Source organism: Streptomyces sp. NPDC000941 (assembly GCF_053599555.1).
In genome coordinates this window covers 1-10,590 of sequence record NZ_JBSFMM010000309.1, presented here as the reverse complement: position 1 = coordinate 10,590, position 10,590 = coordinate 1, and the positions used below count along the sequence as shown (strand labels likewise).

9 protein-coding genes are annotated in these 10,590 nt (G+C 72.6%); 1 reads left to right on the top strand and 8 read right to left on the bottom strand.

The features are described 5' to 3' along the window. Window positions 1-47 precede the first annotated feature (47 nt). Window positions 48-1,955 (bottom strand): glycoside hydrolase family 97 catalytic domain-containing protein, encoded by a 1,908-nt coding sequence (locus ACWDSL_RS48885; protein ID WP_450495654.1) that lies wholly within the window; start codon window positions 1,953-1,955, stop codon window positions 48-50. A gap of 192 nt (window positions 1,956-2,147) precedes the next feature. Here ACWDSL_RS48885 and ACWDSL_RS48880 point away from each other — a divergent pair, with 192 nt between their 5' ends. After that, the gene (locus ACWDSL_RS48880; RefSeq protein WP_450495652.1) at window positions 2,148-3,491 is read left to right on the top strand and encodes a Gfo/Idh/MocA family protein; all 1,344 of its coding nucleotides are present in this window, start codon (window positions 2,148-2,150) and stop codon (window positions 3,489-3,491) included. Window positions 3,492-3,579: 88 nt separating this feature from the next. Here ACWDSL_RS48880 and ACWDSL_RS48875 read toward each other — a convergent pair whose 3' ends face one another. The 7 genes from ACWDSL_RS48875 to ACWDSL_RS48845 form a co-directional block, all read right to left on the bottom strand. Continuing rightward, a complete protein-coding gene (locus ACWDSL_RS48875) occupies window positions 3,580-4,761 on the bottom strand; it encodes a S1 family peptidase (protein ID WP_450495650.1) in 1,182 nt (393 codons plus the stop codon). Window positions 4,762-4,963: 202 nt separating this feature from the next. Continuing rightward, entirely contained in the window at window positions 4,964-5,629 is a 666-nt protein-coding gene (locus ACWDSL_RS48870; RefSeq protein WP_450495648.1) for a response regulator, read from the bottom strand. Continuing rightward, window positions 5,626-6,864 carry a sensor histidine kinase gene (locus ACWDSL_RS48865; RefSeq protein WP_450495658.1) on the bottom strand — a complete coding sequence of 413 codons (1,239 nt, stop codon included), beginning with the start codon at window positions 6,862-6,864 and terminating at the stop codon, window positions 5,626-5,628. Before ACWDSL_RS48865 ends, ACWDSL_RS48870 begins: the two co-directional genes overlap by 4 nt. Before the next feature lie 187 nt (window positions 6,865-7,051). After that, entirely contained in the window at window positions 7,052-8,206 is a 1,155-nt protein-coding gene (locus tag ACWDSL_RS48860; RefSeq protein ID WP_450495647.1) for an AI-2E family transporter, read from the bottom strand. Between the two features lie 140 nt (window positions 8,207-8,346). Further along, window positions 8,347-9,084, bottom strand: coding sequence for an SAM-dependent methyltransferase (locus ACWDSL_RS48855; protein WP_450495645.1), 738 nt, complete (start codon window positions 9,082-9,084; stop codon window positions 8,347-8,349). 72 nt (window positions 9,085-9,156) lie between these two features. Beyond that, window positions 9,157-9,630, bottom strand: a complete 474-nt coding sequence (locus tag ACWDSL_RS48850) for a carboxymuconolactone decarboxylase family protein (protein WP_450495643.1) — start codon at window positions 9,628-9,630, stop codon at window positions 9,157-9,159. Continuing rightward, window positions 9,627-10,469 carry an aminotransferase class IV gene (locus tag ACWDSL_RS48845; protein ID WP_450495656.1) on the bottom strand — a complete coding sequence of 281 codons (843 nt, stop codon included), beginning with the start codon at window positions 10,467-10,469 and terminating at the stop codon, window positions 9,627-9,629. Before ACWDSL_RS48845 ends, ACWDSL_RS48850 begins: the two co-directional genes overlap by 4 nt. Between the last annotated feature and the right edge of the window lie 121 nt (window positions 10,470-10,590).

Here is a 10,590-nt window from a genome sequence, read left to right as displayed (position 1 = left end):
GGATCACATCGGCGCGGCGGGTGGGGCGTGTGGCGTCGGCTCCCGGCTCAGGCGGCCGACCGGTCGCAGCTGGTGCGGCCGGGGTGCCAGCGGCAGGCGATGGCCGCGAAGCCGCCGTCCGCCACGACCGGTACGGACAGGGTGTCCCCGCCGCGCATCACCCGAGGTTCGCGTACCAGGCCGTCGGGGCCGTCGAGGACCAGATCGACCAGCCAGGTGCCCGACCCCAGCCGCAGCGGCACCTCGGCGGTGTGCGCGGCGCCGGCGAAGGTGCCGCCGATGAACCACCGCCCGCCGCTCGCCCGGGCCAGCACCGCGCTCTCCCCGGGCCGCCCCGCGAGCAGCCGGGTGCGGTCCCAGGCCGCGGGGAGCTGTTCGAGGAAGCCCCGTGCGAGCGGGCGAGCGTCATACGACTCGGGGGTGCCCGCGAGGTTCTGGATGCCCGACTCGTACAGCACGGACAGACCCAACTCGCCCGCGTCCGACGCCGCGTTCGGGCGCTGCGGGCGGTGGAAGGCGCCCGGGGTGAAGTCCATGGAGCCGATGACGTTGCGGGTGAAGGGGAGGGTGGTCAGGTGCTGCGCGGTGTTGACGCGCTTCTCCTCGCCGTTGACCCCTTCCATCGTCATCACATGCGGCCAGGTGCGCTGGATGCCCTTGGGGATCGTCGAGCCATGGAAGTTGACCAGCAGATGGTGGGCGGCGGTGGCCGGAAGGATCTCGTCGTACCAGCGCAGCGTGTCCTGCGATTCGGAGTCCATGAAGTCGATCTTCACCCCCTTCACGCCCCATCTCTCCAGCGTGGGCAGCCACTGCTCACGCTCCTCCGCCGTGTCCAGATCGCGGTGGTGGATCCAGACCTGGATGCCGACGCCGCGCTCCCGCGCGTAGCGCACGAGCTCCGGGATCCAGCTGTTCGTCTGCCAGTTGGGGTCGGTGACGTCCCACTGGTCCGGGTCGAAGTACCAGCCGGCGTCGACCACCACATACGGCCAGCCGCGCTGGGCCGCGTAGTCCACGTACCCCTTCTGCATGGACAGGCTCTGCCCGGCGGGTTTCCCCCCGGCCAGCCAGGTCCACAGGGCGGGCCCCGGCCGGATCCACGAGGTGTCGGCGACCCGCGAGGCGGGCGCGAGGTCATCGGTGAAGGTGGACTCCGTGACGGTCGCGAGATCGCCCACGACCAGCGCCCGCCACGGTGTGCTCAGCGCGCCGTCGGAGGTGACCCGCTCGTCCCACAGCCCGATGCGATAGGTGGGCAGGCCCGCCTCGTGGACCAGGCGGGCGGCGGAGTAGCGGCCGCTGAGGTCCGACTCGGCGATCAGGGCGTAGGTGCCCCGCGTCTCGAACAGCGCCTGTGCCATGTACTCGCCGGTCGGCGCGGTGGCCGCCGGGTACTGGTTGAACAGGTTCTCGTTGTCGCGCCGGTAGGCGCCGAGCCACGCCGTCGCGTCCGTGGGCAGGGTGAAGGCCGAGGTCTCGCCGAGGACGTCCCCGCTGCCCTTCGGCAGGACATAGCGGTAGGCGACGCCGTCGTCCGAGACCCGGACCACGAGGTCGAGCCGGGCGCCCCCGTCGCCGCGGAAACGGAACCTCGTCTCGGTCATGCGTACGTCGCGGACGCGTTGTTTGCCGACGGTGGCGCGGTAGCGCTCCGCGACCACACGGCGCTCGTGCCCCGACAGCCGCAGACCCCGCGACAGATCCGCGCCCTCGGTGCGGATGCCGAGGGGCGAGGGTTCGAGCACCGTACGGCCGCCCCGCGACACCTGGAGGGTCAGCGCGCCCGTGGTCGCGTCGAGTTGTAGTCGGGCCTGTGGGCCGGAGCGCGCCGAGGGGCCGCTCACCGTCCACGTCGAGTCCTGAGCATGTGCGGGTGCCGTGACGAACAGCGTCATCGCGAGCACGGCGCTGAGCAGAAGAGCCAGGGTGGTGCGTCTGACAGATCTCGCCATGATTGCCTCCCGAGGCGGATACGTTACAGAGTCATCCGATAACTGGGGAGGGGTGAGGCGCGATTGGGAGGTAAGAGGGGAGAGTGTGACGCTAAAGATCGGACCTATGGTTGAGTGTTGGTTGACGCGTCTGTAAACGAATGCAACTCTTCCGTGCAGCTTCAATCAGCCCAGCAGCGGGAGAGGAATCGCATGGCCGCCACCACCACAGCCAGGCGCGTCGCCATCGTCGGCACCGGCCACCGAGCACAGACCTTCACCGAAGCCTTCTCCCGCCGCCCGCAGTTGCACATCGCCGCCCTGTGCGACTCCAACCCGGTGCGGATCGCCCACCACAACGACCTGCTCGCCGCCGCGGGCCGCCCGGCGGCCACCGCGTACGGTGCGGCTGACTTCGAACGGCTGCTGCGCACCGAGGACATCGACGAGGTGCTGGTCACCACCGTGGACGCGCTCCACGACCACTACATCGTCCCCGCCCTGGAACACGGCGCACGCGTCGTCACCGAGAAGCCCATGACGGTCGACGCCTACGCTTGCGCCCGCATCCTGGAAACGGTGCGCCGCACCGGCAACAGCCTCTCCGTGGCCTTCAACTACCGCTTCAACCCCGTCCATGAGCGGGTGCGCCGGCTCCTGGCCGAAGGCGCCATCGGCGATGTGCTCTCCGTACACTTCGAGTGGCTGCTCGATGTCCGACACGGCGCCGACTACTTCCGCCGCTGGCACCGCGAGAAGGCCAACAGCGGCGGTCTGATGGTGCACAAGTCCAGCCACCACTTCGACCTCGTCAACTGGTGGCTCGGCGCCCGCCCCGAGCAGGTCTTCGGCTACGGGCGGCTCGCCTTCTACGGCCGGGAGGCGGGGGAGCGCACCGGCTACCGGAGGGACTACGACCGGGCCCACGGGGCGCAGGCCGCGGCCGACGATCCCTTCGCCGTCCACCTGGAGGACAACGAGGCGCTGAACTCCCTGTATCTGCGGGCCGAGGGCGAGGACGGCTATCTGCGCGACCGCAACGTGTTCGGCGACAACATCACCATCGAGGACGACATGGCGCTCCTGGTGCGCTACTCCACCGGCGCCACCATGACGTACCACCTCACCGCCTACTCGCCGTGGGAGGGCTACCGGGTGATGTTCAACGGGACGCGCGGCCGCCTCGAGCTTCAGGTCGAGGAGAGCCTGTGGCAGCCGCCCCGGGCCCGGCTCGCCTCCGCCAAGGGCGCGGTCCACGGCGACACCGCGCTCGCCAACGCGGGTGGCCACCGCATCACCGTCCACCCGCTGTGGGAGCCCCCGCACGAGGTGGCCGTCACCGACTACGACCACGCCGGCCACGGCGGTGGCGACGCGCGCATGCTGGACGCCCTCTACGGGCCCGTCGACCCCGACGCCGCGCCCGACACCGGCGACGCGGCGGGGCTGCGGGCGAACGAGGCCGACGGTGCGCTCGCCCTGGCCGCGGGCCTGGCGGCCAACCGGTCCTTCGCCACCGGACGCCCCGTGGACATCGCGGACCTGGTGCGGGTGTGACCCCGTAATCGACAGTGGCCCGTAATCGACAGTGGGAAGCGGGCCGGACAAGGCCCGCCTCCCACGCCTGTCTTCAGGCCGCTCGGGCTCAGGCGGTGTGCAGCCGCAGTCCGTACGCCGACAGGATCTCGTTCACCGGCTGGAACCAGGTCTCCCCGCCGCTGCTGCAGTTGCCCCAGCCGCCGGAGGTCACGCCCTGGGCCTGGTCGCCGCTGATGAACGAGCCGCCCGAGTCACCCGGCTCGGCGCACACATTGGTCTTGGTCATCTGGTACACCGCGCCCTGGCTGTAGTTCACCGTCTCGTTCTTGGCCAGCACCGTGCCGCAGTGCCAGTGGGTGGTGGAGCCGGAGCGGCAGATCGAGGCGCCGACCGGAGCCTCCGCCGAGCCGCGGACCAGCGCGTCGGGCACCGTGCCCCAGCCGAGCACCACCGGGACGGTCCACCAGCCGCTGCCGACGTTGACCCACGCGTAGTCGTTGCCGGGGAAGGACGAGCCCTGGAAGTTGCCGACGTACGAGCGGTCCCAGCCGCTGACGGAGGCGCCGGCCCCGCTGCAGTGTCCGGCCGTGACGAAGCCGCCCTGCACCGAGAAGCCGATGGAGCAGCGGACGTTGCCGGTGTAGTACGGGTCGCCGCCGACCGTGCCTGCGGCCAAGGTGCTCGGCGCCTGCGCGGCGGCCTTCTCGACCGTGACCGGGATCGAACCCGCCCGCTTGGCCTGGTCCTTCGCCACGCCGACGAACGCGCGTACGGCGGCGTCGCCCTCGGGCCCCCGGCGGACGGAGATCACCACGCTGCCGGCCTTCGGGTCGACGCGCCAGCTGCTCACCCCGGCCGGGGCGGCCTTCTTCCCGGCCTTCGCGTCGAGTCTCGCCTTCACCGCGTCGAGCTCCTTCGCGGTGTGCCGGACGGTCCGGGCGGTGGCGCCGGTCGCCCGCACGGCCTCGGCCTGCTGTTGGCTGGTGACGCCGACGACCAGCTTTCCGGTCTCCGAGTCGAACCAGGAGCCGCCGAACGCCTTGCCCGCTGCGCGCTCGGCCTTCGGCGCCAGCTTCATGGCCGCCGCCTCCTGACGCAGACGGGCCTTGGCCTGTCCCTCCGTCAGGCCGAAGTCGTGGGCGAGGGTGCTGACGAGCTTCGCGGAGGGCGCGGATGAGTCGGGGCCGGGGGTGGCCGCGGCGGTGGAGAGTGCGGTGCCGGCGCCTGTCAGGGAGCCGAGGACGAGTAGGGCGGACAGACCGACACGGACGGCGGTCGTGCGTCGCATGGCAGTTCTCCTTCTGTTGCGCTGCGAAACGAGGGCAGAACAGGGGAGACCTGAGAGCGCTCTCATGGCCGATCGCGGAGGAGCCTAGAGCCCGCCAGCTTGATATGTCCATACCAATGGAAGTGATGGGTGTGGCGCGAAAGAACCTCTAGGGATTCCCTCAGACGCCGTATGATCCGCTCGCGCCCGGTGCGCCCGCGACTCAGCGGCCGCCGGGGACGACGAGGCCGGACTCGTAGGCCAGGATGACGGCCTGGGTGCGGTTCTGGGCGCCCAGCTTGGTCAGCAGATTGCTCACATGGGTCTTGACGGTCTCCAGACTGACCGTCAGACGGCCCGCGATGTCCGGATTGGACAGACCGGTGGCCATGAGCCTCAGGATCTCGGTCTCACGGGCGGTCAGCGGCGCGTGGCCGGCGGCCGGGCCGACCGGGGGCAGCGGGCGGGCGGCCACCAGCCTGCGCACGGCGTCGGGGAAGAGCACCGAATCGCCCGTGGCCACCAGGCGTATGGCGTGCGCGATCGCCTGCGACGGCGTCCGCTTGAGAATGAAGCCGTCGGCGCCCGCACGCAGCGCGTCATAGACGTGTTCATCGCTCTCGAAGGTGGTGATCACCACGACCTTCGGCGGGTCCTCCAGGGCCGACCGCAGCTGCCGGGTGGCCTCGATGCCGTCCATCCCGGGCATCCGCACATCCATCAGCACCACGTCCGGGCAAGTGGCCCGGACCAGAGGCAGCACCTCGGCGCCGTCCGCCGCCTCGCCCACCACCTCCAGGTCAGGCTTGGCCGACAGCAGGGCCCGTAGTCCGGTGCGGGTCAGCTCCTCGTCGTCGGCGATGAGCACGGTCACGGGCGCGGTGTTCATGGCGCCGACCGTAGCGGTATCCGGGCCACCAGCCGCCACCGGCCGTCCGCCACCTGACCGGCGCTGACCTCGCCGCGCAGCAGCCGTACGCGCTCGGCGACTCCGGTCAGGCCCTGCCCCCGCCGGCCGGGCCGGGTGAGGCCGAGGGCGCGGCCGCCCATCGGGTTGCCGATCTCCGCCTCCAGCCAGTCGCCCGTCACTTCCACGCGCAGCGTCACCGGCGCCCGGTGGGCATGGCGCAGAGCGTTGGTCAGCCCCTCCTGGACGATGCGGTAGGCCTCCCGTGACACGGCCGCCGGCACCCGCGCCCAGTCGTCGTCGAGGTCGGCGTGCACCTCGGTACCGGTCAGCCGCACCCGCTCCAGCATGGCGCGCAGATCGCCGAGCGTGTGCTGCGGGGCCGTCGGGGCCTTGCCCTCCCGCAACACGCCGAGCACATGGTCCAGGTCGTCCATCGCGCTGCGGGAGGACTCCTCGATGCTGCTGAGCGCGCGCCGGGCCGCCTCCGGCTCCCGGTCCATCAACTCCGCGGCCACGGCCGCCTGGATGGTGGCGGCCGTGAGGGTGTGCCCGATGGAGTCGTGCAACTCCTGCGCCAGCCGGTTGCGCCCGGCCAGCAGGCGCGTACGCTCCTCGAGCGCGGCCAGCCGCTCGGCCGGCCGGGGCCCGAGGAGGGCCGGGGCCACCCACCGCAGGACGGCCACCGCGCCCGCGCACAGCCACGCCGCCGCCGCGAGACAGCCGACCGCGGCGAGCGGGGTCCATCCGCCCCGCCAACCGCCCGCCACCCGCACCGACAGACCGAGCAGAGCGATCCGCTCGCCACCGCCGAGCCAGACCGCCGGCAGCACCGCCGCCGACATCCCCAGCAGACCCGTCACGGCCACCACCGCCCAGCCCACCGCCATGTGCAGCGCCAGCCACGCCGGGGTGCGTACGAGGTCACGCGGACCGGCGGCGGGAGACGCGACGGGTGCGGGCAGCCCGGTGCGCAGCAGCCGGTTGGCCAGGCGCACACACCGTGCCCGTACCGCACGCGGGCGGCCGCCGGCCGTGAGCAGCGCCGCGAACACGGCCCCGAAACACACCCAGCGAAGCCCCGCCGGCCACGACCGGGCCACCCCCGCCGTCACGGCGAGCGCCACCGCCACCGGCGGCAGGCTCCAGGCCGCGCCGGCCAGCGCGTACACCCAGCCCCGCGCGGTGTCCGCGCGCAACAGCGGGCCGATCGCCACCCGCAAGGGCGGTTTCCGGACGGGTCGTTTCCAGAGGGGCGCTCTCCACACGGGCGCAAGTATGGTGGCCGGCGCCCGCCGCCCGCCTCCCCCGTGGGAGCCAGAGGCACCTTCCCCCGGCCGGGGGAACCGGAATTCCCTCCCCGCCGCGAAGCGCCCGCGCACCACGGCACGGGCTGAGCCGCCGTCAGTCCTCGGTGCGCAGCGTACGTACCACCGACCAGACGACCGACACCATCGGCACGGCCACGACCGCGCCGATCACCCCGGCGACGAGGCTGCCGCCGATGACCGAGATCGCGACCACCACCGGATGCAGCTGCACGGCCCAGCTCATCACCAGCGGATGGAGCACATGGCCCTCGATCTGGCCGATGACGACGATGAGCACCAGCACGGCGGCGGCGATGACCGGGCCCCGCCCGGCCAGCGCCACCACGGTCGCCACGGCCAGTGCGATGGGCGCGCCGATCAGGGGGATGAAGGTGGCGAAGAACACCAGCACCGTCAGCGGCAGCGCCAGCGGCACCCGCAGCAGGAACAGGGCGATGCCCACCATCGCCGCGTTGGAGGCCGCCACGATGATGATGCCGCGCGTATAGCCCGCGAACGTGGACCACGCCGCCCGGGCCCCCCGGTCCCATGGCGACTGGGCGGTCTCGGGTAGCTGGGCGTGAAACCACTGCCACATCCGGTCGCCGCCGTAGATGAAGAACACCGAGCAGAACAGGGCCAGGGCCGCGCCGGTGAGCGCTTCCACGACCCGGTTGGCGCCGCTGAGCGCCCGGCTGATCAGCGCCCCCCGGTGGGTCGCGACGAAGGTGCTGATCCGCTCGTGCAGCCCCTGAAGCGTGCCGTGTTTGATCCGGAACGGCGGCTGCTCCAGCCAGCGGCTGATCCGGCCCACCCCGCCGCGGAACTCGCCCACCAGCCTGCCCGCCTCCGCGGCCGCCACGCTGCCCACCAGCGCCAGCAGGCCGAGCACCACGACGATGCTGCCGATCAGCGCCACCGCCACCGCGAGGGGCCGCGGGACCAGCCGCTCCAACAGGTCGGCCAGCGGCCGCAGCAGCGCGGTCACCACCAGCCCAAGGAACACCGCCACCGCGACGAGCTCGAAGCGCCCCAGCACCTTGAACGCCGCGTAGACGAGCGCCCCGACCACCAGCAGCCGCCATGCGTACGCCGCCGCGAGGCGCAGCCCGGGGTGCACCAGGTCGGCCCCGCCCCGCCGCTCCGCCGCGCGCAGTGATGCGGCGGCGCGGGCTCGATGGCCGGGGCGGCCGGCCCGGGCCACGGGCCGTGCGCGTCGGCCATGCGGAGGGCGAGATGTGCTGCTCACGTGGGCGCCACCGCCTCCTGCGTCCCGGTCCCGCGCGGCCGACACGGGATGTGAATCGTCCCCGTACGGGGCGATTCAACCAGGGACGTGCCGCCCCGCGACGGCAATCGGCCGCGGCGTGGCGGAGCGGGCGCCCTCGGCTACGCCTCGGTGCTGCGCAGGATCAGATGGACGAAGCCGAAGGAGTCCCGGTAGTGGCGCAGCCACCCGGTGCGGTGGTCGGCGGCCGTCTCGAGCGCCTGGGCGCTGCCGGGGTCCTCGGGGTGGTCCAGGGCCCAGCGGGTCAGCGAACCCGTCCAGGCCCATTCGTACGCGTCCAGCTCCCCGCGCGTGCTGATGTGCCCGTGGACGGGGGTCCATCCGTCGGCCACGACCCGGTCCACGGTGGTCGCCAGGTCGTCGAAGTCGCCCAGCATCTCGACGGCCTCCGGGGACGGCTCGCGCTCCCAGTACCCGTCACCGATCAGGACGCGCCCGCCGGGGGCCAGATGGCGGCGCGCCGCGGCGAGCGTGGGGAGGAGCCCGCCGAAGGCGTGGGCGGCACCGACGCTGAGCACGAGGTCGAAGGAGTGCGGTGAGGAGAAGCCGTCGGCCCCCTGCTGGTGGAGGACGAGCCGGTCCGCGACCCCGAGGCGCTCGGCCGCCGCCCGTGCGTCCGCCAGGGCGGGTTCGGAGATGTCGACGCCCTCGGCATGCACCTTGGGCTGTGCGGACAAGGCGCGCAGCAGCCACTCTCCACCGCCGCAACCGAGGTCGAGTACCCGCTCGTCGCCGCGCGGCAGGCCCACTTCGAGCAGCCGGCGCACCGCGTCGTCGTCGATGGGGGAAGCGATCGGATGGTCGGCGTGGGCGAGTCTGGAGATCTTTTCACGATTCACCGCGGCAGCCTGCCAGGGCCCACGCCGCGCCCGCAGCTGATTTTCCGTCACGGGCGCGACGCCACCCGAGCACTAGCCGGGGATCATCCGGGTGCTGATCGCGATGCGGTTGTACGCGTTGATGACGACGGCGGCCCAGATGATCGCCGCCACCTGCGGCTCGTCCCACACCTCGCGCGCGGCCCGGTAGACCTCATCGGGCACCTGCCCGTCCTGAACCGAGGTGACCGCCTCGGTCAGCGCGAGGGCGGCGCGCTCCCGGTCGGTGAAGAACGGCGTCTCCCGCCAGGCGCTCAGCGTGTGGAGCCGCTGGTCGCTCTCGCCGTGGGCGCGGGCGTCCTTGGTGTGCAGGTCCAGACAGAAGGCGCAGCCGTTGAGCTGCGACGCGCGGACCCTGATCAGCTCCAGCAGCTCCGGTTCGAGCCCTGCCTCGGAGGCGGCCAGCGCCGCCGCAGCGTGCAGTTCGCCCATCGCGGCCGAGACCTTGGGCGTCAGCTGCTTGAGATTCATCCGGCGAGTCGGTGCGGTACCGGGGGCCATGGTCATCGGGAAGCTCCGTTCGTGTCGTTCAGTGGTTCCGCTGCGGTGTCGAGCCAGTTCTGCCAGGAGGCCGCGTGCCGGGCCGGGCCCGCGCGCAGCGGGCTGCCGAGCCATTCGGTCACCGGCCGGATGCCGTGCAGGGCGTTGACGAACCACACCTCGCGACCGTCCAGGTCCGCCACGGTGGGCCGGCGGTGCTCCACGGGCACGCCCAGCCGCGCGGCGCGCTCCTCGATCAGGGCCGATGTCACGCCCGCGAGCAGTGGCAACCCGGGGGAGGGGCGGCACAGGATGTCCCCGTCCCACCACAGGACACTCGCCGTCGCCCCTTCGAGCACCAGCCCGTCCGGCGTGGTGAGCAGCAGCTCCTGCGCCCCCCGTTCGGTGGCCCGCCCGCGCAGTTCGGCCAGCAGGGACAGGTCGGGCCCCTTACGGTGGGGGAGGACTCGCGGGTCGGCCTCCTCGCTCACCCACACGGCCACGCTCTCGGTGCGCGGCGGCGCGGGCCGTATCCGCAGAAACAGCCGGGCCGGTTCAGGGCCGGCGAGTTCCACTCGCGGAAACCACGCACCGGCGCGCGGCAGGAGGTCGATCGCCTCCTGCCAGAACCTCTCGATCCGCGCCGGAGAGTCGCCCGTCGCCTCCGCGCAGGCCGCGATGAACCGGCGGCGATGCAGTTCCAGGCCCCGCACCCGCCCCTCGTCGACCAGCCAGGAATCGGCGGCCAGCAGCGCGGTGTCCGGCACCGGTCGGCACGGCGTCAGACCACGGTCCTCGCACCACAGCAACGCCCGGATGTCCGGCTCCTTCCCTACGTCCTGGCCGATCTGCCACACCGCGGCCATCTCCATCCTCAACAGCTCCTTCATGTCCGAGCCGGGTTCAGTATCCACCGGGCGTGGGGCTGCCGGGCGCCGCGCCCGGCGGTCCGTGGCGCGGCCCATAGGGCGCGTGCTCCAGCCACGG

Coding starts and splice junctions, on each gene's coding strand:
- ACWDSL_RS48880 (WP_450495652.1), top strand. CDS start 2,148: ATGGCCGCCACCACCACAGCCAGGCGCGTCGCCATCGTCGGCACCGGC.
- ACWDSL_RS48885 (WP_450495654.1), bottom strand. CDS start 1,955: ATGGCGAGATCTGTCAGACGCACCACCCTGGCTCTTCTGCTCAGCGCC.
- ACWDSL_RS48875 (WP_450495650.1), bottom strand. CDS start 4,761: ATGCGACGCACGACCGCCGTCCGTGTCGGTCTGTCCGCCCTACTCGTC.
- ACWDSL_RS48845 (WP_450495656.1), bottom strand. CDS start 10,469: ATGGCCGCGGTGTGGCAGATCGGCCAGGACGTAGGGAAGGAGCCGGAC.
- ACWDSL_RS48850 (WP_450495643.1), bottom strand. CDS start 9,630: ATGACCATGGCCCCCGGTACCGCACCGACTCGCCGGATGAATCTCAAG.
- ACWDSL_RS48870 (WP_450495648.1), bottom strand. CDS start 5,629: ATGAACACCGCGCCCGTGACCGTGCTCATCGCCGACGACGAGGAGCTG.